At 69.1% G+C, this 23,215-nt stretch carries 18 protein-coding genes and 1 tRNA gene; 4 read left to right on the plus strand and 15 right to left on the minus strand.

What is annotated here, in order from left to right; genetic code table 11:
* The first annotated feature begins 11 nt into the window (after positions 1-11).
* Entirely contained in the window at positions 12-422 is a 411-nt protein-coding gene (locus ACT53Q_RS09630) for a hypothetical protein (RefSeq protein WP_476186434.1), read from the plus strand.
* Between the two features lie 33 nt (positions 423-455).
* On the opposite strand, the gene ACT53Q_RS09635 is transcribed toward ACT53Q_RS09630, so the two are convergent.
* On the minus strand, positions 456-1,433 hold the full coding sequence (locus ACT53Q_RS09635; RefSeq protein WP_476186435.1) for an RluA family pseudouridine synthase: 978 nt from the start codon (positions 1,431-1,433) through the stop codon (positions 456-458).
* A gap of 475 nt (positions 1,434-1,908) precedes the next feature.
* Here ACT53Q_RS09635 and rne point away from each other — a divergent pair, with 475 nt between their 5' ends.
* Complete coding sequence (gene rne / locus ACT53Q_RS09640) at positions 1,909-5,184, plus strand: ribonuclease E (protein WP_476186436.1); 3,276 nt, start codon at positions 1,909-1,911, stop codon at positions 5,182-5,184.
* Between the two features lie 119 nt (positions 5,185-5,303).
* On the opposite strand, the gene ACT53Q_RS09645 is transcribed toward rne, so the two are convergent.
* Complete coding sequence (locus ACT53Q_RS09645; RefSeq protein WP_476186437.1) at positions 5,304-5,951, minus strand: response regulator; 648 nt, start codon at positions 5,949-5,951, stop codon at positions 5,304-5,306.
* 199 nt (positions 5,952-6,150) lie between these two features.
* Here ACT53Q_RS09645 and ACT53Q_RS09650 point away from each other — a divergent pair, with 199 nt between their 5' ends.
* Positions 6,151-7,059 carry a M28 family metallopeptidase gene (locus ACT53Q_RS09650; protein ID WP_476186438.1) on the plus strand — a complete coding sequence of 303 codons (909 nt, stop codon included), beginning with the start codon at positions 6,151-6,153 and terminating at the stop codon, positions 7,057-7,059.
* 6 nt (positions 7,060-7,065) lie between these two features.
* Here the strand turns inward: ACT53Q_RS09650 and ACT53Q_RS09655 are convergent, their stop codons facing one another.
* From ACT53Q_RS09655 to serS, 10 genes are all read right to left on the minus strand, one after another.
* Entirely contained in the window at positions 7,066-8,880 is a 1,815-nt protein-coding gene (locus tag ACT53Q_RS09655; RefSeq protein WP_476186439.1) for a Mur ligase family protein, read from the minus strand.
* Positions 8,881-8,885: 5 nt separating this feature from the next.
* Positions 8,886-11,681 carry a cyanophycin synthetase gene (cphA, locus tag ACT53Q_RS09660; protein WP_476186440.1) on the minus strand — a complete coding sequence of 932 codons (2,796 nt, stop codon included), beginning with the start codon at positions 11,679-11,681 and terminating at the stop codon, positions 8,886-8,888.
* A gap of 105 nt (positions 11,682-11,786) precedes the next feature.
* The gene (locus ACT53Q_RS09665) at positions 11,787-12,629 is read right to left on the minus strand and encodes a cyanophycinase (protein ID WP_476186441.1); all 843 of its coding nucleotides are present in this window, start codon (positions 12,627-12,629) and stop codon (positions 11,787-11,789) included.
* A gap of 163 nt (positions 12,630-12,792) precedes the next feature.
* The gene (iadA, locus tag ACT53Q_RS09670; protein ID WP_476186442.1) at positions 12,793-13,983 is read right to left on the minus strand and encodes a beta-aspartyl-peptidase; all 1,191 of its coding nucleotides are present in this window, start codon (positions 13,981-13,983) and stop codon (positions 12,793-12,795) included.
* Positions 13,984-14,243: 260 nt separating this feature from the next.
* Positions 14,244-14,708, minus strand: coding sequence for a hypothetical protein (locus ACT53Q_RS09675; RefSeq protein WP_476186443.1), 465 nt, complete (start codon positions 14,706-14,708; stop codon positions 14,244-14,246).
* The gene (locus ACT53Q_RS09680) at positions 14,705-15,640 is read right to left on the minus strand and encodes a ParA family protein (RefSeq protein WP_476186444.1); all 936 of its coding nucleotides are present in this window, start codon (positions 15,638-15,640) and stop codon (positions 14,705-14,707) included. The genes ACT53Q_RS09675 and ACT53Q_RS09680 overlap by 4 nt, the downstream gene beginning before the upstream one ends.
* Positions 15,641-15,690: 50 nt before the next feature.
* A tRNA-Ser gene (locus tag ACT53Q_RS09685) sits at positions 15,691-15,780 on the minus strand.
* Positions 15,781-16,084: 304 nt separating this feature from the next.
* Positions 16,085-17,107: a LysR family transcriptional regulator gene (locus tag ACT53Q_RS09690; RefSeq protein WP_476186445.1), complete on the minus strand. Its 1,023-nt coding sequence runs from the start codon at positions 17,105-17,107 to the stop codon at positions 16,085-16,087.
* A 132-nt stretch (positions 17,108-17,239) separates the two neighbouring features.
* Positions 17,240-17,632, minus strand: coding sequence for a nuclear transport factor 2 family protein (locus ACT53Q_RS09695; protein WP_476186446.1), 393 nt, complete (start codon positions 17,630-17,632; stop codon positions 17,240-17,242).
* Positions 17,633-17,648: 16 nt separating this feature from the next.
* Complete coding sequence (gene serS, locus ACT53Q_RS09700; RefSeq protein ID WP_476186447.1) at positions 17,649-19,049, minus strand: serine--tRNA ligase; 1,401 nt, start codon at positions 19,047-19,049, stop codon at positions 17,649-17,651.
* A gap of 134 nt (positions 19,050-19,183) precedes the next feature.
* On the opposite strand from serS, the gene ACT53Q_RS09705 reads away from it, so the two are divergent.
* On the plus strand, positions 19,184-19,846 hold the full coding sequence (locus tag ACT53Q_RS09705) for an energy transducer TonB (protein WP_476186448.1): 663 nt from the start codon (positions 19,184-19,186) through the stop codon (positions 19,844-19,846).
* Between the two features lie 114 nt (positions 19,847-19,960).
* Here the strand turns inward: ACT53Q_RS09705 and ACT53Q_RS09710 are convergent, their stop codons facing one another.
* From ACT53Q_RS09710 to hisC, 3 genes are all read right to left on the minus strand, one after another.
* The gene (locus ACT53Q_RS09710) at positions 19,961-20,416 is read right to left on the minus strand and encodes an REP-associated tyrosine transposase (RefSeq protein ID WP_476186449.1); all 456 of its coding nucleotides are present in this window, start codon (positions 20,414-20,416) and stop codon (positions 19,961-19,963) included.
* Positions 20,417-20,636: 220 nt separating this feature from the next.
* Positions 20,637-22,001: a 3-phosphoshikimate 1-carboxyvinyltransferase gene (aroA, locus tag ACT53Q_RS09715; protein ID WP_476186450.1), complete on the minus strand. Its 1,365-nt coding sequence runs from the start codon at positions 21,999-22,001 to the stop codon at positions 20,637-20,639.
* The gene (gene hisC / locus ACT53Q_RS09720; RefSeq protein ID WP_476186451.1) at positions 21,998-23,137 is read right to left on the minus strand and encodes a histidinol-phosphate transaminase; all 1,140 of its coding nucleotides are present in this window, start codon (positions 23,135-23,137) and stop codon (positions 21,998-22,000) included. The genes aroA and hisC overlap by 4 nt, the downstream gene beginning before the upstream one ends.
* Positions 23,138-23,215 lie beyond the last annotated feature (78 nt).

Here is a 23,215-nt window from a genome sequence, read left to right on the forward strand (position 1 = left end):
AGGATTCAAGCATGGACGTGGACCTCGACGCACTCTACGCCGTGCTCGTGCGATGGATCGTCGACGGCAAGGCACGCTACCAGCCTTACGCAAAGCTCTCCGAGGATTACGAAGCGCGGACGGGCGTCCATTTCAGTCCCCATGGAAGCTGGGACATCCCGCTCGGGGCATTGAACCAGCGGTTGTCCCGAGCGGGCGCACCGGCCCTCTCGGCGCTCGTGGTCCTGAAATCCTCGATGCGGGAGGGACCGGAACCCGGAAGCGGATTCTGGGGAAGCGCCGACACGGTGCCGAGTCGCCCCGGGAATGCGATGGCGCGGCTCGAGGCCTGGAGCCGCATCGTCAGCGACATCGAACGTTACGACTGGCCCGATTCGCTGACCGCACTGACGCATCGCGTGCCTGCCGGACGACCGGACTGAGGCGCACCCGACGGGCACTTCGGCATGCCCCGCCTACCCCAACCGGTCCAGCACCTCGACCAGTTCCGGGGCCAGCGGGGCGTCGAGCACGTACTCGGCGCGGCCGCCGTCGAGGGCGAATTCCAGTGACGCGGCGTGCAGGAACAGGCGCCGCAGGCCGATCTGGTCGCGCAGGCGCTTGTTGACCTCGGGCTCGCCGTACTTGTCGTCGCCGGCGACCGGGTGGCCGATGTGCTTCGCGTGGACGCGGATCTGGTGGGTGCGGCCGGTCTCGATCCGCACCTCGCAATAGGAATGCCCACCGCGGCGCTCCAGCACCCGGAAATGGCTGAGCGAGGGCTTGCCGTTCGGGTGAACCTGGACGTGGCGCTCGCCGCCCTGGCGCAGGCCGATGTGCAGCGGCGCGTCCACGGTCATGGTGCCGTCCGGCATGCGCCCGACCAGCAGGGCGAGGTAGCGCTTGGCGATGCCGCGGCCGTCGTCGGCATCGGATTCGCGCATCAATGCCTGCAGTTCGGTCAGCGCGGACCGCTTCTTGGCGATGATCAGCAGGCCGGAGGTGTCGCGGTCCAGCCGGTGGACCAGTTCCAGCGTCTCCCGCGGGCGCAGGGCGCGGAGGGTCTCGATCGCACCGTGGCTGATGCCGCTGCCGCCGTGGCTGGCCAGCCCCGACGGCTTGTTGATGGCCAGCAGGCGGGCGTCCTCGAACACGATGCTCGCCTCCATCGCGGCCAGCAGCCCCTTGGGCGGCGGCGTCTTCTCGCCGGCCTCGGCCAGCCGGACCGGCGGGATCCGCACCTCGTCGCCGCCCTCCAGCCGAGTCTCGGCCTTGGCCCGCCCGCCGTTCACCCGTACCTGCCCGCTGCGCACCAACTTGTAGATCAGCGACTTGGGCGCCCCCTTGAGCTGGCCCAGCAGGAAGTTGTCGAGCCGCTGGCCGGCGCGGTCGTCGGCCACGCGGACCAGGCGGACCTGGGCGGATGACGCGGTTCTGGAATCGTTTACGGTCATCCGGGGTCCTGATCTGCTACACTCGTTCGGCGATATAAAGGTTTGATTTCGCAGGGAGTCGGGGGTTGGTTTCGTTTGCACCCCACCGGGCCGAAAGCCCAGCTCGCCCGCGAGTTCCGATGCAGTGCGCGGCCACCGCCCCCGGGGCGGCCATGTTAGCGGCTCGTCGGCAGGCCCGCTTGTCGCCGGGCGCCTGGCGCCCGGGCAACCCACACGTCCCGTGCCGTCGCGATGTCGCGCTTCGCAGCGCCCACCACGGCGGCCGGCCCGGCAACACGCTACAGAAAAACAGAAGCGCTCCCGCGGCACGCCGTGGTGTTGCAGCGCTGGAATGCACCTGGCGGCCCCGGCCGCGCGCGCGCCTTCTGGGCGTCCGGCGCGCGACATGGTCGCAGGCCGTCTCCAGAGGCGAACACGCCCCGGCGTTCCGCGCGCCCGCACCGAAAGCGGGCAAGGCGCCAAGGAACGCAGGACCATGAAACGCATGCTGATCAACGCGACGCAGGCCGAAGAGCTGCGCGTCGCGATCGTCGATGGCCAGACCCTCTACGACATCGACATCGAGATTCCCGCGAAGGAACAGAAGAAGTCGAACATCTACAAGGGCCGCATCACCCGGCTCGAACCTTCGCTCGAAGCCGCCTTCGTCGAATACGGCGCGGAGCGCCACGGCTTCCTGCCGCTGAAGGAAATCTCCCGCGACTACTTCCAGGCGGGCGTCGACCACCACAAGGCCGGCATCCGCGAACTGCTGCGCGAAGGCCAGGAAGTCGTGGTGCAGGTCGACAAGGAAGAGCGCGGCAACAAGGGCGCGGCGCTGACCACGTTCATCTCGCTGGCCGGCCGCTACATGGTGCTGATGCCGAACTCGCCCACCGCCGGCGGCGTCTCGCGCCGGATCGAGGGAGACGACCGCGCCGCGCTGAAGGAAGCGATGGACAAGCTCGACATCCCCGACGAGATGGGGGTGATCATCCGCACCGCCGGCGTCGGCCGCGATGCCGAAGAATTGCAGTGGGACCTCGATTACCTGCTCAGCGTCTGGCGCGCGATCGCCGAGGCCGCGCTGAAGAAGACCTCGCCGTTCCTGATCTACCAGGAATCGCGCCTCATCATCCGCGCCCTGCGCGATTACATGCGCGCCGACATCGGCGAGATCCTGGTCGACACGCCGGAAATGTACGAAGAGGCGAAGGAGTTCGTCGAGCAGGTGATGCCGCACAACCTGCGCAAGCTCAAGCACTACACCGACGACACCCCGCTGTTCAACCGCTTCCAGATCGAATCGCAGATCGAGAACGCCTACGAGCGCACCGTGCGCCTGCCGTCGGGCGGCTCGCTGGTGATCGACCAGACCGAGGCGCTGACCGCGGTCGACGTCAACTCGGCGCGCGCCACCAAGGGCGGCGACATCGAGGAAACCGCGTTCAACACCAACCTGGAGGCCGCCGACGAAGTGGCCCGCCAGATGCGCCTGCGCGACCTCGGCGGCCTGGTGGTGATCGACTTCATCGACATGACCTCGAACAAGCACCAGCGCGACGTGGAGAACCGCCTCGCGCAGGCGCTCAAGCACGATCGCGCCCGCGTGCAGCTCGGCCGCATCTCCAAGTTCGGCCTGATGGAGATGTCGCGCCAGCGCCTGCGTCCCAGCCTCGGCGAATCCAGCCAGCTGGTGTGCCCGCGCTGCGACGGCCACGGCCGCATGCGCAGCATCGAATCGCTGTCGCTGTCGATCATCCGCATCGCCGAAGAGCATGCGATGAAGGACAACACCGGCCAAGTGCTGGTGCAGGCCCCGGTGGAGATCGCCAACTACCTGCTCAACGAGAAGCGCCGCGCGCTGAGCGAGATCGAGAAGCGCCACGACGCGCCGATCGTGATCGTCGCCGACGAATCGCTGCACACGCCGCACTACGAAGTCACCCGCCTGCGCGAGAACGAGCTGGGCGAGGAAACCGCGAAGCCGAGCTACCAGCGCGGCACGCCGCGCAAGCTGGCGACGATCGCGCTGACCAAGGCCAACCTCAACGTCCCACCGCCGGCGGCCGTCACCAACGTGAAGCCGTCGCGCCCCGCGCCGCTGCGCGAGGAAGCACCGGCGCCCGCGGCACCGGTCGCGGCCCCCGCCCCCGCGCCGCAGCCGGCCCCGCAGCCGACGCCGGCGTTCGCGCAGCCGGCCCCGGCGCAGAAGCCCGGCGGCCTGATGGGCTGGCTGAAGGGCCTGTTCGGCGGCGAACCGGCTCCGGCGCCCGCCGCACCGCCGCGTCCGCAGTCCGGCCAAGGTCAAGGCCAGGGCCGCAACGAACAGCGCCGCGACCGTCACCCGGGCCAGCGCAACGATCGCGACGGCCGTCGCGACGAGCGCGGCCAGGGTCAAGGCCCGAAGTCGCAGCGCCGTGATGAACCGCGTCGCGACGAGCAGCGCCAGAACGACCCGCGTCGTGGCGGCCCGCAGGGCCAGTCGCAGCCGGGCCAGCCGCAACAGGGCCAGGGCCAGGGCCAGAAGCCGCAGAAGCAGGAGCAGCCGCGCCCGCAGCAGCAGAAGCAGGACCAGAAGCCTCGCCAGGAGCAGCGCCAGGACGCGCCGCGCCAGGAGCGGCAGGACCAGCGCCAGGAGCCGTCGCAGAAGCCGCAGCAGGCCGCCGCGCAGCCGCAGAAGCCCGCGCAGGGCGACGCGAACGCCCAGCGTGGCCCCGCGCCGCGCCGCGAGGACCGCGCGTCGGCCGACACGCAGAAGCCGCAGGCGCCGGTCGCCGACGTGACGGCCGTGGCGGCGACCGCCGTCGCCGTCGAGACGACCACCGCCCTGCCGACGCAGGCCGCTCCGGTGCAGCCGCCCGTGGCCGTGCCGGTGCCCGCGCAGGTCGTCGATGGCGATGACGAGGGCGAATTCGATGCTGCCGACGGCGTGGCCGGTTCCGAGGCCGGCGATGCCAACGGCGAAGGCGCCAGCCGCCGTCGTCGTGGCCGTCGCGGCGGTCGTCGCCGTCGCCGCGGCAACGGCGAAGGCGCCGCGGCCGCCGGCGAAGGCATGGGCGACGAGGCCGATGCGCTGTCCGCCGGCGACGAGCCGCAGACGACGCTCGACCGCACCCAGCCGGAATTCGAATTCGACGACCTGCCGCCGCCCGCGACGCCGGCACCTGCCGCCATCAAGGCCGCCCCGGTGTCTCCGGCGCTCTTCGCCAGCGAAGCGCCGGCGCCCGCGCCGGTCGTCGAAGCGCGCGCCGACGTCGTGCAGGACGCGATCGCCACGCCCGAATCGGCGCCCGCCGAGCCGATCGCGGTCGAAACGCCGGCCGTCGAACACGCGGCCGTCGTCGAGCCGGTCGCCGTTGCAGGCGAAGCCGTCGCCGAAGCCGTCACCGGATCGGTCGTGATCGAACAAGCGGTGGTCGAACAAGCCGTCGTCGAGCAGCCCGTCATCGAACAGGTCGTGGTCGAGCCCGTCGTCGTCGAGCCGCCGGTGGTCGAACAGGCCGTGGTCGAAGAGACCATCGCCGCGCCGGTGGCGGTCGAAGCGCCCGTCGCCGAACCGGTCGTGGCCGAAACGCCGGCCGTCGAAGCGCCCGCCGTCGAAGCGCAGACCGTCGCCGAAGCCTCGGCCGAGGACGCGATCGACGCGCAGATTGCCGCGCCGCAGTACGGCATCGGCCTGCCGCTGTTCGACGCCCAGCCGGACGCCGATCTGTCCGACCTGATGCGTCGCGACGCGAAGGCCGACGGCGACAAGCCGCAGGCCGGCTGACCCCGGCCCTCGCCGCAGCGGGCGCACCGCCGCGGCGAATGGCAACACACGACACGGTCCGGCCTGCGCCGGACCGTCGTCGTTTCAGGGGAACGGAAACGCAGGCGCGTGCGCCGGGATCACAGCTCCCGCGCCGGGTCGCTCAGGCCGTAGCGCGAGGCCATCCGCGCCAGTGCGATGCTGTCCTGGATCTCCAGCTTCTCGAACAGCCGCGACTTGTGGGTGTTCACCGTCTTCGCGCTGAGGCTGAGCCGCTTGGCGATGTCTTCCTGGCGCAGGCCCTGCACCAGCAGCATCGCGACTTCCAGTTCCCGCGGCGACAGCGCATCGAACGGCGAGCCGCTGCCGTCCACGCCCGACAGCGCCAGATGCTGGGCGATGCCGTTGGCGAGGTAGCGCTTGCCGCGGGCCACGTCGCGGACCGCGCGCAGCAGTTCGCTCGCATCGCCGGCCTTGCCGACGTAGCCGGAGGCCCCGGCTTCGATCAGCCGCCGCGGCATCGGGCCGTCCTCCAGCACCGACACCACGACCACGCGGCAGCCGTAATCGCCTTTCACCAGCCGCTCGGTGATCTCCAGTCCGCTGATGCCGGGCAGGTGCAGGTCGCACAGCACCACGTCCGGCCGCAGCTTGCGGATCAACGGCAGCCCGGTTTCGCCGCTGTCGGCCTCGCCGACCACCTCGATGTCGGTCTCGGCCGACAGCATCAGGCGCATGCCGGTGCGCACCAGCGCGTGGTCGTCGAGCAGAAATACGCGGATCGTCATTGGCCTGTTCCCTTGTCCATGGTGTGGGGTTCGTGGCCCCGATGCACACAGCGTAGGCAGACCGCGACGCGCGCTCAATCGGCATCCGCCGCGTGCGCGTGTCGGAAAATTCCGACCCCGTGCCGGCGATGACTTCCGACACCTCTGACGGTCACGCGGTTCTGCGACGATCACGGCTCCTTCCCCGGAGTGCGTGTCGATGCGTCCTGCCTTCCGCCACGCCGTGCCTGCACTGGCACTGGTGGCCTCGCTGCTCGTCGCCTGCGCGTCCGCGCCGGCACCGGCACCCGTCGCGACACCGGCGACCGCCGCGCACCTCGACGACAGCGCGTGGGCGCGCGACGTGGTGGCCCTCGCCGCGGCACACGACAACGCCGCACGGCGCGCGCATCTGGCGCATCGCCTCGGCGCGCTCGGCTTGCAGGTCACCCGCCAGCCGTTCGACGTTGGATCCCTGCACGGCGAGAACCTGTTCGCCGATGTCGCCGGGCCGGCCGAAGCGCCGCTGCTGCTGATCGGCGCGCATTCCGATCGCGTCGACGTCGGTCGCGGCGCCACCGACAACGCCTCCGGCAGCGCAGTGGTGCTGGCGCTGGCCGAACGCTTCCACCAGCGGCCGCTGGCGCACCACCGGGTGCGGATCGCGCTGTGGGACCTGGAGGAACACGGCCTGCTCGGCGCCGAGGCCCATGTCGAAGCCGCGGGCAGCGAGCGCCCGGCGCTCTATATGAACTTCGATGTGTTCGGCTGGGGCGACACGTTGTGGATGATGACGCCGGTAGCCGATGCGCCGCTGGTCGCCGCCAGCCGCGAGGCCGCGACCGCGCACGGATTGAGGCTGGCCGCGGGCGCGCAGTATCCGCCGTCGGACCATCGCGCCTTCCTCAAGGCCGGCTGGCCGGCGGTGTCGTACACGCTGGCCGATCGCGACGAGATCCCGAACGTGATCGCCGTGTTCTCCGGCAAGCGCTCGATGACCCGGCCGAAGATGCTGCGGGTGATCCACACCGCCGACGACACCGTCGCGCAGATCGATGCCGCGGCCGCGGCGAGGGGCATCGACACCGTCGAAGCCGCGCTGCGCGCCTGGGACGCGAACGGCGGCTGAGCGCGACTAGACGAGTGACGCGTCGGACGACGGCGCTTCGGGCGGCAGCGGCTCGCCCGGCTGCCAGCCGCCAGCGGCCAGCGTGTCCAGCAACGCGGCCACTTCGGCTTTCGCCGCGAGGCTGTGCACCGGCAGCACCAGCACGTCGCCCGCGCGCGCCCATGCCAGCGCCTCGCGCGCGGCGTCGGCCTCGCGCAGGCGCACGGGCAGCGCCGATTCCGGCAGGCCGCGACGCAGCAGTTCGTCGCGGATGACCTGCGCCACCTCGCCCGCGACGCGGCCGCGCAGGTAGCCGTCGATGTCCTTCACCACCACGAGGTCGGGCGCGTAACGCGCGGCGATCGCGGCGAGGTCGCGGATCTGCGCGTCCTCGCGATTGCCGGCCTGGCCGAGCAGCAGCGCGAGACGCCCCTGCCCGCGCCACGCCTGCGCGATGTCGAGCAGCCCGGCGAGACCGTCGGGGTTGTGGGCGTAGTCGAGGAAGATCTCGAGCCCGGCGAACGACCAGCGCTGCAGCCGTCCCGGGTTGTCGGCATGATCGCGCCCGAACGTGGCGAGCACGTCACGGATCGTCGCCGACGGCACGCCGAGCTGCGCTGCGGCCAGCGACGCGCCCGCGGCATTCGCGATGTTGTAGCGCGCGTGGCCGCCGAGCGTGACCGGCATGGCCGCGACATCGCCGAGATCGTGCGACGCGGCACCGTCGTGCAGCACCAGCCGGCCGTCGCGCACCGTGCAGTGCGGCGTCGAGGCGTCGTCGGGCAGCGCGGACGGATCGACCGCGAACCACGCCAGTCGCGGCGCCGCCTGCGGGCCCAGCCGGCGCAGCAGCGGGTCCTCGGCGTTGAGCACGAGGCGACCGTTGCCCTCGCCCGCCACCGCGCGCGCGATCGTCAGCTTCACCGACGCGAGATCCTCGACCGAATGCACGCCGTATTCGCCGAAATGGTCTTCGCTGATGTTGGTGACGACGGCGACGTCGGCCTTCGCCAGTGCGAGGCCGCGACGCAGCAGCCCGCCGCGCGCGGTTTCGAGCACGGCGGCTTCGACATCGGTGCGACGCAGCAGCTGGCGTGCGCCGGCGGGACCGGAATAGTCGCCGGCCTCCAGTCGTTCGATCTGCGCGGTATCGCCGACGAACAGGCCGTCGGTGCACGAATGTGCGGTGCGCAGGCCGTGCGCGCGCAGCATCGCGGCGATCAGGCGCACGGTCGTGGTCTTGCCGTTGGAGCCGGTGACGAGCGCGGCGGGAATCCTGCCCAGCGTCGGCCACGGCACGGTGTCGGGCGACGGCGGCAACGCGTCGAGCGCGAAGGTGACGCCATGCACGCCGAGACCGAGCGTCAGCGCGTCGTCGTCCAGCAGCGTCGGCACGCCGTGCGCGGCCGCGGCATCGAGCAGCGCGATCACGTCCGGCCGCGCTTCGGCGGCGGCGAAGTGGCGCAGGGTGTCCATCGCGCGCACTTCATCGAACGCCGCCGGATGCCCCGGCGCATGGAAACCGGCGTAACCGGCGGCCACGCACCACGCCCACTCGTTGAGTTCGGTCGCGGCGTACAGCAGGTCGGCCGGCGCCGGGAACGCCAGCGTCGCGCCGCTGGCGTGCGCGCGCGCCAGCGCCTCCGCGGGCGGCCAGCACAGCAGCACGCGCATCGCGTTCACGCACGTGCGCCACCTGCGCAGCGCCTCGGGATCCTGCGCGCGCGGACCCAGCGCCTCCATCGCCGCGCCGCAGCCGGCGAAGTACGGGTTGGCGCCGGTGAGACGGCGGGAATCGTCGAACGGCGGTTCGCTGTCGGGCAACGCGGGCGACACGGACACGGTGCTCAGTCGTCGCTCTCCCGCGAGATGAAGATCCCGCGCTCGTCGCGGCTCACGCCTTCCCATTGTTCGGGCGAGAACGCGGGTTCCGCGGCGGCCTCGCCGGTGTCCGCGGGCGCCACGGCGGCGACCGGCGCCTTCTCCGGCGCGCCCTCGGGCTTGAACTTGATCACCTGCTTCCACGAGCGCACCAGCGCGTCGGCGAAGATCAGCAGCACGTCGCCCGGCTGCGCCATGCGCAGGCCGGCGTCGATCGCCTCCTGTTCGTCCGGGATCACGCTGATGCGGTCCTCCGGCACGCCGTGCTCGCGCAGGGTCGCGGCGATCAGCTTCGGCACCTCGTCAGGCGCGCGGCCGCGCAGGCCGTCGTCGCGGCGGCAGATGTAGTGGTCGAAGCCACCGGCCACGGCCTTCGCGATGTCGCGCAGGTCCTCGTCGCGACGATCGCCCGGGCCGGCCACCACCACGAGCCGGCGACCGGTCACGTCGAGGCGCTGCGCGAGGTCGGCCATCGCGGCGACGGCGTGCGCATTGTGGCCGTAGTCGAACAGCACCTTGAACGGATGCTCGTTGAACACGTTCATGCGGCCCGGCGCCTGGAAGAACGTGCTGTCGAACGTGCGCAGGCCCTGGCGGATGGCGTCGAGCTTGATGCCCATCGAAAAGGCCATCGCCGCGGCGAACATCGCGTTCTGCACGTTGTGCAGCGCCTTGCCTTCCAGCGTCGCCGGGATGAGGTGCGTCCACAGCAGCGGGATGTGGCTGCCGCGGTCGTACAGCGTGATCATCTGGCCGTTGACGCCCGCCTCCAGCGCGCAGGCACGGCCGCCGGCGCGGATGTGCTCGCGCACGAGGCCGTGCGACGGGTTCATGGTGACGTAGCAGATCACCTTGGCGTCGGTGTAGCCGCCCATCTTCAGCACGTTCGGATCGTCGGCGTTGAGCACCGCGCAATCCTGCGCGACCTCGACCACGATGCGCTTGACCTCGGCGAGTTGCTCCAGCGTGTCGATGCCCTTCATGCCGAGATGGTCGGACTGCACGTTGAGCACCGCACCCACGTCGATCTTCGACACGCCCATGCCCGCGCGCAGCAGGCCGCCGCGCGCGGTCTCCAGCACCGCGAAATCGATCTGCGGATCGGCCAGCACCATGCGCGCGGACACCGGCCCGGTCATGTCGCCCTCGACCGTGCGCTGGCCGTCGATGTAGACGCCGTCGGTGGAGGTCAGGCCCGGCGTGTAGCCGGTCATCTTCGCGATGTGCGCGAGCATGCGCGACGTCGTGGTCTTGCCGTTGGTGCCGGTGATCGCGGCGATCGGCACCCGTGACGGCGCGCCCGACGGGAACAGCATGTCGATCACCGGGCCGGCGACGTCGCGCGACTTGCCTTCGCTCGGCGCCACGTGCATGCGGAAGCCCGGCGCGGCGTTCACCTCGCAGATGCCGCCGCCGATGGTCTTGTAGCTCTCTGCGATGTTCGTGCTGAGGAAATCCACGCCGCCCACGTCGAGGCCGATCGCCTTGATCGCGCGCACCGCCATCTCGCGGTTGTCGGGATGGATGATGTCGGTCACGTCGGTGGCGGTGCCGCCGGTGGACAGGTTCGCCGTCGAACGCAGATAGATGATGCGGCCGGCCTCGGGCACGGTGTCGGCATCGACGCCTTCGCGCGCCATCATCATCTCGGCCTGTGCGTCGAGTTCGATGCGCGTGAGCACCTTCTCGTGGCCCACGCCGCGGCGCGGATCGCGATTCACGATCTCGACCAGTTCGCGGATGGTATGCGTGCCGTCGCCGACCACGTGGCCCGGCGTGCGCTTGGTCGCGGCGACGAGTTCGCCGTTGACGACCAGCAGGCGGTGGTCGTCGCCTTCGAGGTAGGTCTCGACGATGACCGAGCGCGAGATCGCCTGCGCCTTGAGGAAGCCTTCGACCACTTCCGCCTCGTTGGTCAGGCGGATCGAGATGCCGCGGCCGTGGTTGCCGTTGTAGGGCTTGGTGACGACGGGATAGCCGATCCGCGCCGCCGCGCGCTTCGCGGCGCCTTCGCTCTGCACCAGTTCCTGGCGCGGCGCGGGCAGGCCCAGCGAGACGAGGATCTTGTTGGTCTCTTCCTTGTCGCTGGCGAGTTCCACCGCGATGTGCGAGGTCTTGCCGGTGACCGTCGCCTGGATGCGCTGCTGGTAGCGGCCATGGCCGAGCTGCACCAGCGACTGCTCGTTGAGACGCAGCCACGGGATGTTGCGCTCTTCCGCGGCCTTCACCAGCGACGCGGTCGACGGGCCCAGCGCGCGGCGCTGCGCGTAGCGGATGAAGGTGTCGCGCGCCTCCGGCCAGTTCCAGTCATCGGGCACGGCGTCGGCCGAGCGCAGTTCCGCCGGCACCAGCGAACGCAGCAGCTTCAGCGCGAGTTCGCCAGCCTCGATGCCTTCCTCGCGCTGCGCGTATTCGTAGATCACCGAATACACGCCGGGGCGGCCGTCGATGCTGCGGGTCTTGCCGAAGGTCACGTCCTCGCCGGCCATGTTCTGCAGCTCGATCGCGACGTGCTCCAGCACGTGGCCCAGCCACGTGCCCTCGCCTTCCTTCATGCGCCGGATCAGCCCGCCCGGCGTGCGGTAGGAGCAGCCGTGTTCGGCGAGTCCCGGCACCGCCTCGACCAGCGCATCGACGAACGCCGGCCCGAGCCGCCCGGTGGGCCAGTCTTCGAGCCGTTCGAGGTCCAGTTCCAGCCGGATCACCGGGAAATGCGCGTACAGCGACGGGCCGACGAACACCGAACGATCGAGAATGCGCATACCTGGACTGACTCCTGTGCGGTCGATGGGACCGGGCCGCGCACCTGCGCGGGCCCGGGACACGCGCGCGACCGATTCCCCGGCGGTCGACGCGCCTTTCGGCGGCTATTCCTTCGGCGCCAGCAGGGCGCCCGCGGACGCCTTGCGCGTGTGCAGGTTGAACGTAGCACCGGCGACGAGGATGTGGAAGGTCAGGCCCAGCAGGCACACCGGCTGGCCCTCGTCGACCTGGGCCATCGACGAGAACTGCAGGCCCGCGGCGTCGACCACGGTCACGCCACCGCTGCCCAGCACCTCGACGGTGTTGTCGGGCGAGATGAACGCCGCGGTGTCCTCGTCCAGGCCGATGCCCACGGCGAACGGGTTGTAGGCCAGCGACGTCGCCAGCCGGCCCAGCCGATCGCGCTGGCGGAAATGCTGGTCGATGATGAAGCGGTTGGTCAGCCCCAGGCCCGGCGCCAGCCGCACCATGCCGGCGATCGGGGTCGAGCCTTCCTCGCCGAACGCGATCATGTGTTCGCTGAGGAACGACGCACCGGCGCTGGTGCCGGCGACGTGCATGCCGCGCGCGTTGGCGATGCGGATCGCCTTCGCCACCGCAGTGCCCCCGAGGTAGGTCGCCAGCCGCAACTGGTTGCCGCCGGTGAAGAACACGCCGGTCGCGCGCTCGATGCGATCGACGCGGCGCGACTCCTCGGCGTCGCGACGGGTGTCGAAATCCATGGATTCGACGCTGCGCACGCCGAGGTCGGTGAAGATCTCGACGTAGCGCGGACCGGTGGACAGCAGCTTGCTCGCGGTCGGGATCACCACGATGTCGGCGTCGGCGCCGCCGCACAGTTCGACGAACCGGGCGAGGATCGCGCGATCGTTCTCTTTCTCTTCCGCACCGCCGATCGGGATGATCCAGCCGCGCTCTTCCCCGTCGGGGACTTTACTGGGGCACATCGATGTTCCTGGAGTTGCTCAACGAAAAGGGGAAATCACGAAAACACTGTCATCCCGAGCGCAGCAACGAGGGGCCTGCTTTCCACGTGGCAAGCGGAAAAGCAGATCCCTCGCTGCGCTCGGGATGACAACGTCATGCGGGCCCGCACACGTGACGCGCGGCTCACTCGAACAGCCCGCGCCGCACGATCGCGCCGTCGCGCACGTGCCACGCGCCCTGCGCCATCACGTCGGCGATGCCGCCGTCGGCATCGAGCACGACCAGGTCGGCGACGCCACCGGCCGCAACGACACCCTTGCCGGCCAAGCGCAGCAGCCGCGCGACGTTGGAGGTGAAGGCCGGCAGCACGGCATCGAGCGCGTGTCCGCGCGCGAGCAGCGTGCGCAGCGCCTGCGGCAGCGCGCGCGAGGCGCCGACGTCCATGCGGCACAGGCGGCCCTCGTGGTCGAAGGTCGGCAGGCAGCCGCCGGCATCGGAACTGATCGTCAACCGCTCCGGCGGCGCGCCCGCGTCACGGTAGCGCTCCCAGGCGTCCTCGGCCGACCACGCGTCCTCGCCGTCCTCGACCGGGAAGGCGGTGACGTCCACGGTGCAGCCGCGTCGCGCCAGCGCCAGCGCTTCCTCGAACAGCGCCTTGCGCCGGTTCACGTGGGTCGGATGGAACACGCGCGCCGGCAGTTCGGTCTCGTCGAGCGCGCGGCGGACAAGGTCGAGCCCGCGCACGCCGTCGCCGAGATGCAGGTGCAGCACACCGGCCTTGCCGGTCATCAGCCCGGCCACGTGGCACTCGGACGCGATGCGCACGAATTCGTCGAACGTCGGCTGGCTGGAGCGGTGGTCGCTGATCGCCAGTTCGCCGACGCCCAGCACCGGATCGAGATAGACGATGTCGCCGCGCACGCTGCCGGTCAGCGTCACCGGCGGCACGTGGTAGCCGCCGCACCAGCAGTGCGCGCCGAGGCCCTGCTCGCGCAGCGCATGGACCGAGGCGAGCAGTTCGCCCGGACTGCGCGCGAGGTCGTCGGTGCCCAGCACCCCGACCACGGTCGTCACCCCAGCCGCGGTGAACGCCGACAGCGGCACCGGCGGCACCCGCGTCGCGAACCCGCCCTCGCCGCCCCCGCCGGTGACGTGGGCGTGGGCGTCGATCAGCCCGGGAATCAGGCGCTTGCCGCCGAGATCGATGGCTTCCAGACCCGGCAGCGACGGCGCCGCATCGTCCGGCGCGCCGATCCACAGCACCCGCCCGGCGGCGACCAGCACCTGCCGCAGGCCGAGGTCCTCGGGTGCGAAGACTTGGGCGTTGCGCAGGAGCGTCGGGGGCGGGAAGGATGCGGCTTGGGTCGAGGGCATCCGGCATTTTAGCCGGTCGGGGTGGGTGGGCGCCGCCTGCAGGACTCGGCGGGCCACAGGCCCGCCCGCGCAGGAAGCCGCCCGCTCCTCCCGATGCGCCCCCAGACCCGTCACCCCGAGCGCATGCGAGGGACCTGCTTCTAGCTTTTGCTTTTCAAGCGCGGCGCACGATGACCGACATCACCATCGCAGGATGACTCGGCGCGCGATCGAATCGGTAGCCCGGGAAGCGCAGCGCACCCGGGCCTAACAATGCGCCGCTAGGAAGTACGAGTGTGGCGCTGGGCTTCTTCCGAAATGATGTTGAGTGACTCTTCATGCTGTATAGCTGATGAGATCATCTTGATGAGCTCATCACGCGCAACTCGATCCATTCTTGATTTGGCGATACCGAAGCGTTCGGTACCAATGGCGGTCAACTCAGACTTAGAGACACTTGGCCTAGCTATAAATTCGCGAACCTTGTCAAGCGACAGCAGCTGAAAATCAAGATTTTGCTCAAAATGAAACCCACCTTTTTCAATGAAACCTTCAAGCGTCTTGGTCGCTGATGCGGATTTCGCAGCCATAAGAACTGCAGCGATTTCAATTAACGCATCGCTCATCTCGACATTACCAGTCAGCGGGTCGCGATTGATGGCAGCCAGATGCTTAAGGTAGCGCCCCACGTCAGCAGCGGTAATATGCCTCCGGCGCGACTTGGACGCAGAAAGCTTACTTCTCATAAAGCATCCACCCTTACTTTAAGCGCGCTCGTTAAATCACGATACATTGCATGGAATCCACGACCACCGACATTTTGATTATTTGATCGGTCGTAGACAGGCACACCTTCGGCCAAAGCCTGCGATATGCCAGTGCCAGCCTCGATATAAGGCTTGACCAGATTATTCTTCCAGTAACGCTGCAATGATGCAAGGTGTTGCGTATGATCGTCGGTATAACCTGACGCAGCGGGTCCGTGAGTCTGAATACGCGTTATCGCGACACCCGCCAATTTCGTATCAGGGACATGCATCGCACGAGGGGTCCCCATGGCAGCCAACGCATTCAGGCGCATATCAATGCCAGTTTTTACCATGTTAAACAAATGTGGCGCGCCACGCTCCATGACCGCTTCCGGGATAACGGGTATGACATAGCCGTGACTCGCAGCAATGGCATTTTGCGAAACTATTTTAGTCGCGGGCGGGCAATCAAAAATGATGTAATCAAACTCATCATCCACGCCCGACTCTTCAAGCCAACGACAAATCAGTGTCCGTTTATTCCATTCAGACTGAATCGCATTGCCGTGATGGGACGCGGTAAGCTCAATCTCGATATCATCTAACTGGAGACTGGCCGGAACAATTTTTAAATTCGAATAATGCTGCGGCGCAAGATGAGTTCCAGAAATAATCTCACTTCCAGGCATAACTTGCGATTGACCTATGAATGGCTTGAACACCTCATTCACGGTCCTGTTTTCAGAAACCGCTGCATTCCACGCCTGGGGGCCAAGACAGATAATCGACAAGCTACTCTGATGATCCATATCAACGACAAGGACTCTCGCTGGCGCATGATAACGCACCAACCCAGCGGCAAACTGGAAAGCGAGCGTTGTTTTTCCGACACCACCCTTAAAATTGATGATACTAACTCGCTTCGCCATACCTAACCCCCTAAAAAACCAACGCCGTGCTAGCGACTTGCATATATATATGGCGGAGAGAGTGGGATTCGAACCCACGGAAGGTTTGACCCTTCGCCGGTTTTCAAGACCGGTGCCTTAAACCGCTCGGCCATCTCTCCGTTGTGTGTCGTGCGACGCGCCTTGCGCGTTTCGCCAGTTTGACCATCGACCTGCGGTCGATGTTCGCTCCGGCCTTCGGCCTCCGCAGTCAAGACTGCTGCCTTAAACCACTCGGCCATCTCTCCGTTGTCTGAAGCCCTTCCCTGTCATCCCGAACCCGGCTTCATCGGGTGAGGGATCTGCTTTTTGCGGTTCGAGCCGCGGTGAAAAGCAGGTCCCTCGCATGCGCTCGGGATGACATCGGAAACGGCAGCGAGGGTCGGGGCGGCGGGGAATCGCGCGGAGGCGATCCGCGCCCCGCCCTCACGCCGGTTCGGCGATTCTAGCGCTCTTGTCCGTGTCTTTGCCCTTGGCCTTCGCCTGCTCGCAGTCCTTGTCCTTCGGGGGCATGCCGCCGGGGCAGTTGCGGCACTGCAGGCGCGAGGATTCCAGCAGCGGCGGCAGGTGTTCGGCGAGGTGGTCGATGAACATGCGCACCGCCGGCAGCAGGCCGCGGCGGGAGGCGAAGACGGCGTGGCAGATGCCCATCGGCAGGCGCCAGGACGGCAGCACCACTTCCAGTTCGCGGCTGCGCACGGCGTCGGCGCAGATGGTCTCGGGCAGCAGGGTGATGCCGAGGCCCTGCTTGGCCAGCGCCATCAGCATCGGGAAGTCGAAGCCGGCGATGCGCGGCTTGAGTTCGACGCGGCGGATTTCGCCACCCTCGCCCTGCAGCTCCCAGCGCTGGCGGGCCTCGTCCTCGCTCATGCTGAGCGTGGTATGGGCGGCGAGATCCTCGGGTTCGCGCGGGCGGCCGGCGCGATCGAGATAACCGGGACTGGCGACCAGCAGTTCCTGGATCTGGCCGAAGCTGCGCATCACCAGGCTGCCGTCGTCGTCGAGCTTGGCGCGGACGCGGATCGCGACGTCGAAGCCTTCGTTGATCACGTCCACCCGGCGGTTGCTGACGTGCAACTGCACGCGCACCTTCGGGTAGCGGGCCAGGAAATCCGGCAGCAACTGCGGAATGAGCTGCTGGGCGATGCCGACCGGCACGCTCACGCGGACCAGACCGCGCGGTTCGGCACTGAGGCGGTCGACCACCTCGCGGGCGGCGCCGGCCTCGGCCAGCATCGCCTGCGCGTGGCGGTACACGCTCTGGCCCACGTCGGTGACGGCGAAGCGGCGGGTCGAACGCTGCAGCAGGCGGGCGCCGAGGTCGGTTTCGAGCTGGCTGATGCGGCGACTGAGGCGGGACTTCGGGATGCCCAGCGCGCGCTCGGCGGCGGCGAACCCGGAGTGTTCGACCACCATCGCGAAGTAGTAGAGATCGTTGAGATCGTTCACGGCGATTCCCCCTGACGAGTTTTCCAGAGATGGAACGATGGACGCGATTGAACCAGCTTTATCGCGCCCATGCAATGCCGAATGCCCCGTTTCGGGCGGAATTCACGATCGGCCGGGGCCGCAGGCGCGGGCTCAGCCAGCGTCGACGAGGGTGCCCTGATGGAAGACGATCACCCAGTCGTCCGGGTCGCGGCGCCACAGGGTCGTCCGCCGGGTGATCCGCGGGCCCTGGGCAAGGGTGTAGGTCAGCAGGTAGAGGCCGTCGGCCAGCCGCTGGCAGCAGAAATCGCTCGTTTCCCACGGATCGTCGTGCGGCGCCGCGTGCCGGGCCACGAGGGTGTCGATGACGAACGCGCGCGAGTAGCGCCGGCCCGAGGCGCCGACTTCCCAGAAGGCAGGATCGGTCATGCGCTCGAAGTCGGCACGCGTGGTGCCGAACTCGGGCCGGTGGAAGATCGGCTCGCGCGCAATCCGTTCCGCTTCGATCGCGCGCAGGTCGGGCGGCGTGACGCGCTCGGGCTCCATCGCCGCCTTGCCGCGGTCAGGCGATGCGCTCGGCGCCGCCCATGTAACCGCGCAGCGCCTCGGGCACGGTGATCGAGCCGTCGGCGTTCTGGTAGTTCTCCATCACCGCGATCAGCGCGCGGCCGACGGCCACGCCCGACCCGTTGAGGGTGTGCACCAGCTCCGGCTTGCCGGTCGCGGGGTTGCGCCAGCGCGCCTGCATGCGCCGCGCCTGGAAATCGCCGCAGTTCGAGCACGACGAGATCTCGCGGTAGGTATTCTGCGACGGCAGCCAGACTTCGAGGTCGTAGGTCTTGCGCGCCGAGAAACCCATGTCGCCGGTGCACAGCAGCACCTTGCGGTACGGCAGGCCGAGCTTCTCCAGCACGGTCTCGGCGCAGCGGGTCATGCGCTCGTGCTCGGCGTCGCTCTCGTCGGGCTTCGCGATCGACACCAGTTCGACCTTCTCGAACTGGTGCTGGCGGATCATGCCGCGGGTGTCGCGCCCGGCGCTGCCGGCCTCGGCGCGGAAGCACATCGAATGCGCGGTCATCCGCAGCGGCAGGCGCTCGGCGTCGACGATCTCGTCGCGGACGATGTTGGTGAGCGGGACTTCGCTGGTGGGGATGAGGTATCGATCTTTATGCGTAGATATAATTTTCTCAAGAGCGAGAATCGCGCCGTATTCATTCCAATCGATCTTGTTTTTTAGCTCTTCCCAATCAACTACATCCGCAACAAATTGCGCCTTTGTATGTTCATCGGGAAGCTTGAACGTCGCGAACAAATCCTCCTCGAACTTCGGCAACTGCCCGGTGCCGCGCATCGAATCGGCGTTCACCAGCAGCGGGACGTTGGTTTCCTCGTAGCCGTGCGCGTTGGTGTGCAGGTCCAGCATGAACTGGGCCAGCGCGCGATGCAGGCGGGCCAGTTGGCCGCGCAGCACGGTGAAGCGGGCGCCGCTGAGCTTGGCGGCGGTCTCGGCGTCCAGCCAACCGTGGCGGGCACCGAGTTCGACGTGGTCCTTCACCGCGAAGTCGAACGTGCGCGGCGTGCCCCAACGGTGCTGCTCGACGTTGGTGTGCTCGTCGGCACCAAGCGGCACCGATTCGTGCGGCAGGTTCGGCAAGGTCGCGGCAATGGCGTCGATCGCGGCCTTGATCTCGTCGAGGCGGGCCTCGCTGGCCTTCAGTTCGTCGCCGAAGCCGGCGACTTCGGCCATCACCGCCGACACGTCCTCGCCCTTGGCCTTGAGCATGCCGATCTGCTTGCTGCGGGTGTTGCGCAGGTTCTGCAGCTCCTGCGTGCGCACCTGCAGCTGCTTGCGCTCGGATTCGAGCAGCATCAGACCGGCGACATCGAGGTCGTAGCCGCGGGTGTCCTTGAGGCGGGCGGCCAGGTCGGCGGGCTGTTGGCGCAGCAGGGCAGGATCGAGCATGGGGAGGCGTGGCGGCGTGAGGGAATCGGGATTATCGCCCGAATCCGGCCGCGATCCGCGGTTCAGCCACTGCGCCATGACGCGCCGCGGGCGTGTGCCACAATCGGGCTCCCCCGCGAACGTCCCCTTTCCGCATGTCGACTGCCGGTTCCGTTCCGCCGCAGGGCCCGTCGCCGGGCCGCCGTTTCGGTCTCTCGCGCCGCGTCTGGTGGATCGCCGGCGCCGGCTTCGGCGTCGGTCTGCTGCTGTTCTTCCTGCTGTGGCTGGACATGCGCGACAACGGCGATTTCTACCGCGCGCCGGACCATCCCGCGGGCGGCGACGGCCAGGTGTTCGAGCCCCTGCCCGCCCCGCAAACCAGCGGCGGCCAGAGCGCCAGCGGCCTGACCGAAGCCGCCGAGGCCGCGCTGCGCAACCCGCGCCCGGCACCGCCGCCGGTGGCATCGCAGGCCCCCGCGCCCACCCCGGCGCAGGCCAGCGCCCCGCCACCCGACGCCCCGCGCCCCGCGCAGGCACTGGCCCCGGGCGACACGCCGGTGCCGATCTCCCGTCCCGCGCCCAGCTACCCGCCGGACGCCATCCGCAACGGCGAGACCGGCACCGCGGTGGTCCGCATCGAAGTGGGCGCCGACGGCGAACCGGTCGAAGTCAGCCTCGTCACCCGCACCGGCTCGCGCAGCCTCGACCGCGCCGCCCTCGCCGCCGCCCGCCGCTGGAAGTTCCGCCCCGCCCAGCGCAACGGCCAGCCGGTGCCCGGCGTCGTCGAGGCGCCGATCGCGTTTTCGCTGGAGCGTTGATCCGTATCCAGAGACGCCGCACCTTGGTAGAGCGGCCTTCAGGCCGCTGCTGTTTCGCGATGGAATCAAGAGCAGCGGCCTGAAGGCCGCTCTACCGAGCGAGCCGGGGAATTCTTACGCGAAGGGATCCCACGCGCACCACCAATGCAGGTAATCCTTCGGGCACGACACGAGACCCGCACGAAGCGGGTTCTCCACGAGATAACGCGCGTGGCGCTCCAGCGCCTCGTCGTGGCGCAAGGCATGATCGAAATAGCCCGGCTGCCAGAAAGGCGAATTTGCCTCGTGCGATTTCGCGATCCTGCGCGAGGATCGTCCCTTCAGGAGCGCAACGACCTGTGCCAGCGTGCCGGCGCGCAGCGCGAACAACCAATGCACATGGTCGGGCATCGCTACCCAGACGAGGTTGCGAACCCGATCTTCGTCCTGCAACCGCCTCAGTTCCCGGGCAAGGCATGCGACGTTGGCCGGGAAACCGAAGCGTCTCGCCCTGCGGTGGCAGACGATCGTCACCGAATAGATGCGACCGATTTCGGAAGACCTGCCGCGCGCGAGCCGTGGACTGGACATGCGGCATCGTCGTCGGCCAACGCATGCGGTTGCATCGGATTTCTCCGAAATCGTCGTAGGAAACCAGCTCGAAAGCAGATCGCCCGACGCAACTCGCTCGGTAGAGCGGCCTTCAGGCCGCTGCTTTTCGCGATGAAATCAAAAGCAGCGGCCTGAAGGCCGCTCTACCAGGATCGAAACGAGGTAGCGGAGCTTTGCTCCGCTCTACCAAACCATCTGATCAGGCGTCGCGGAGGGCGAAGCCGGCGCCGCGGGCGAGGTCGTCGAAGCCGGGGAACGAGGTCGCGACGTTGGCGATGTCGCCGATGGCGAACGTGCCGTTGCAGCGCTGGCCGGCGATCGCGGACGCCATGGCGATGCGGTGGTCGCCGAGGCTGTCGATGACGACGGGCGTCGCGGGATCGACGGCGAAGGCGGGGCCGGTGTCGCCGGGGCCGCGGCCGAAGATCGTCGCGCCGTCCTCGACCTCGTCCACGCGCACGCCCAGCGCGCGCAGCGCGGCGGACATCGCGGCGAGGCGGTCGGACTCCTTCACCCGCAGTTCCGCGGCGCCGGAGATGCGGGTCTCGCCTTCGACGCAGGCCGCGGCGACGAACAGCGCGGGGAACTCGTCGATCATGTCCGGCACGATCGCTTCGGGCACGGCGATGCCGCGCAGCGGCGCGGCGCGCACGCGCAGGTCGGCGACGGCTTCGCCGCCGGCCTTCGTGGCGTTCGCTTCCTCGATGTCGGCGCCCATCATCCGCAGCGCCTGCAGCAGGCCGGTGCGGCGCGGGTTCATGCCGACCGCTTCGAGCGTCAGGTCGGAGCCGGGGATCACGCTGGCGGCGACGAGGAAGAACGCCGCGGACGAGAAATCCGCCGGCACGTGCACGTCGGTCGCGCGCAGTGCATGCGCGTTGCCCGCACCGCCGCGCACGCGCGCGACGCCGGGCTCGAATTCGATCGGCCAGCCGAAGGCAGTGAGCATGCGCTCGGTGTAGTCGCGGGTCGGGTGCGGTTCGTGGACGACGGTGTCGCCCTCGGCGTACAGGCCGGCCAGCAACAGCGCCGACTTCACCTGCGCGCTGGCGACCGGCAGCGTGTAGTCGATGCCCTGCAGCGCGCGGCCGCCGCGGATGCGCAGTGGCGGCAGGCCGCCGGGTTCGCTGTCGAACGCGGCGCCCATCGCCGACAGCGGCTCGATCACGCGACGCATCGGCCGCTTCGACAGCGAGGCGTCGCCGACCAGCGTGCTGTCGAACGCCTGCCCCGCCAGCACGCCGGCAAGCAGGCGCATGCCGGTGCCGGCGTTGCCGCAATCGAGCGCCTCGGCGCTGGCACGCAGGCCGTGCAGGCCCACGCCATGGACGATGCGCGACTGCGGCGACGGCGCTTCGATCTTGACGCCGAGGCGCTGGAACACCGCCGCGGTGGCACGGGTGTCCTCGCCTTCGAGGAAGCCGTCGATGCGCGACACGCCTTCGGCCAGCGAGGCCAGCATGATCGCGCGGTGCGACACCGACTTGTCGCCGGGCACGCGCAGGCGTCCGGTCAACGGGCGGCCGGGGCCGACGATCCAGTCCTTGCGTGCGCCGCCGCTCATGCCAGCACCTCGTCGAGGCCGGCGAGCAGCCGGCGGTTTTCGTCGGCGTCGCCGACGGTGATGCGCAGGCAGTGACCGAGGCCGTAGCCGCCCATCGGCCGCAGCACGATGCCGCGGTCGATCAGCGCGGCGTCGATCGCGGCGACCCGCGCCTCGTCGCCCGGCTCGGCGAACTGCACCAGCAGGAAATTCGTCTGCGACGGGAACACGCGCAGACCGCGCGCCCGCAGCGCCTCGGCCAGCGCGGCGCGCTGCTCGCGGGTCCGCGCGACGACCCATGCGAGGTGTTCGTCGTCGGCGAGCGCGGCCTCGGCCGCGGCCAGCCCGGGCGTGTTGACGTTGAAGCTTTCGCGCACGCGCTCCATCACCGCGATCAGGCCGGGATGGCCGATCGCGTAGCCCACGCGCAACCCCGCCAGCGCGTAGGCCTTGCTGAAGGTGCGGGCGACGACGAGGTTCGGATGCGACGCGACGCAACCGAGCGCGGACGCCCATTCCGGCGCGTCGACGAACTCGGCGTAGGCCTCGTCGACGACCACGATCACGTGTGCCGGCACCTTCGCGAGGAACGCGGCGAAGGCGTCGGCACCGAACCAGGTGCCGGTGGGATTGTTCGGATTCGCGAGGTACACCAGCCGCGTCGACGGCGTGATCGCCGCGGCGATGGCGTCGAGGTCGTGGCCGCGCGGCATCGCGTGGTCGGCGGGATGGCAGGGCGCGATCCGCAGCGGCGCGTCGGCCGCCTGCGCGGCGATCGCGTAGACCGCGAAGCCGTACTTCGAGGCGACCACGTCGGCGTCGGGGCCGGCGAATACCTGCGCGAACTGCATCAGCAGCTCGTGCGAACCGTTGCCGAGCAGGATCGACGCGGGATCGACGCCATGCTTCGCGGCGAGCGCGCGCTTGAGGTCGCCGCCCAGCGGATCGGGATAGCGGTAGCTGGCGTGGATCGTGCCGAGCACGGCCTCCTTCGCCTTCGCGCTGGGGCCGTAGGGGTTTTCGTTGGAGCCGAGTTCGACCAGGTGCCGTCCCTCGAACCGGCGCCGGAACGCGACGAGGTCGTGGCCCGGGTCGTAGGCACGCAGGCGCTGGAGGCCGGGGCGGGCGAGCGAGGAGAAGAAGGCTTCGTCGGTCATGGCGGGAAGAGAATGGCGTCGTTCGCGGGCGTCGCTGCGGATGAGGATGACGATTGAAACACCGTCATTCCCGCGAAA

This window comes from Lysobacter sp. DMC97, from assembly GCF_056313745.1.

Excerpts from the sequence above, each read along its gene's own strand:
- ACT53Q_RS09635 (WP_476186435.1), bottom strand. The coding sequence starts at position 1,433 with ATGACCGTAAACGATTCCAGAACCGCGTCATCCGCCCAGGTCCGCCTG.
- ACT53Q_RS09630 (WP_476186434.1), top strand. The coding sequence starts at position 12 with ATGGACGTGGACCTCGACGCACTCTACGCCGTGCTCGTGCGATGGATC.
- rne (WP_476186436.1), top strand. The coding sequence starts at position 1,909 with ATGAAACGCATGCTGATCAACGCGACGCAGGCCGAAGAGCTGCGCGTC.
- ACT53Q_RS09680 (WP_476186444.1), bottom strand. The coding sequence starts at position 15,640 with ATGGCGAAGCGAGTTAGTATCATCAATTTTAAGGGTGGTGTCGGAAAA.
- ACT53Q_RS09645 (WP_476186437.1), bottom strand. The coding sequence starts at position 5,951 with ATGACGATCCGCGTATTTCTGCTCGACGACCACGCGCTGGTGCGCACC.
- serS (WP_476186447.1), bottom strand. The coding sequence starts at position 19,049 with ATGCTCGATCCTGCCCTGCTGCGCCAACAGCCCGCCGACCTGGCCGCC.
- ACT53Q_RS09705 (WP_476186448.1), top strand. The coding sequence starts at position 19,184 with ATGTCGACTGCCGGTTCCGTTCCGCCGCAGGGCCCGTCGCCGGGCCGC.
- ACT53Q_RS09710 (WP_476186449.1), bottom strand. The coding sequence starts at position 20,416 with ATGTCCAGTCCACGGCTCGCGCGCGGCAGGTCTTCCGAAATCGGTCGC.
- ACT53Q_RS09665 (WP_476186441.1), bottom strand. The coding sequence starts at position 12,629 with ATGTGCCCCAGTAAAGTCCCCGACGGGGAAGAGCGCGGCTGGATCATC.
- cphA (WP_476186440.1), bottom strand. The coding sequence starts at position 11,681 with ATGCGCATTCTCGATCGTTCGGTGTTCGTCGGCCCGTCGCTGTACGCG.
- aroA (WP_476186450.1), bottom strand. The coding sequence starts at position 22,001 with ATGAGCGGCGGCGCACGCAAGGACTGGATCGTCGGCCCCGGCCGCCCG.
- ACT53Q_RS09675 (WP_476186443.1), bottom strand. The coding sequence starts at position 14,708 with ATGAGAAGTAAGCTTTCTGCGTCCAAGTCGCGCCGGAGGCATATTACC.
- iadA (WP_476186442.1), bottom strand. The coding sequence starts at position 13,983 with ATGCCCTCGACCCAAGCCGCATCCTTCCCGCCCCCGACGCTCCTGCGC.
- ACT53Q_RS09695 (WP_476186446.1), bottom strand. The coding sequence starts at position 17,632 with ATGGAGCCCGAGCGCGTCACGCCGCCCGACCTGCGCGCGATCGAAGCG.
- hisC (WP_476186451.1), bottom strand. The coding sequence starts at position 23,137 with ATGACCGACGAAGCCTTCTTCTCCTCGCTCGCCCGCCCCGGCCTCCAG.
- ACT53Q_RS09650 (WP_476186438.1), top strand. The coding sequence starts at position 6,151 with ATGCGTCCTGCCTTCCGCCACGCCGTGCCTGCACTGGCACTGGTGGCC.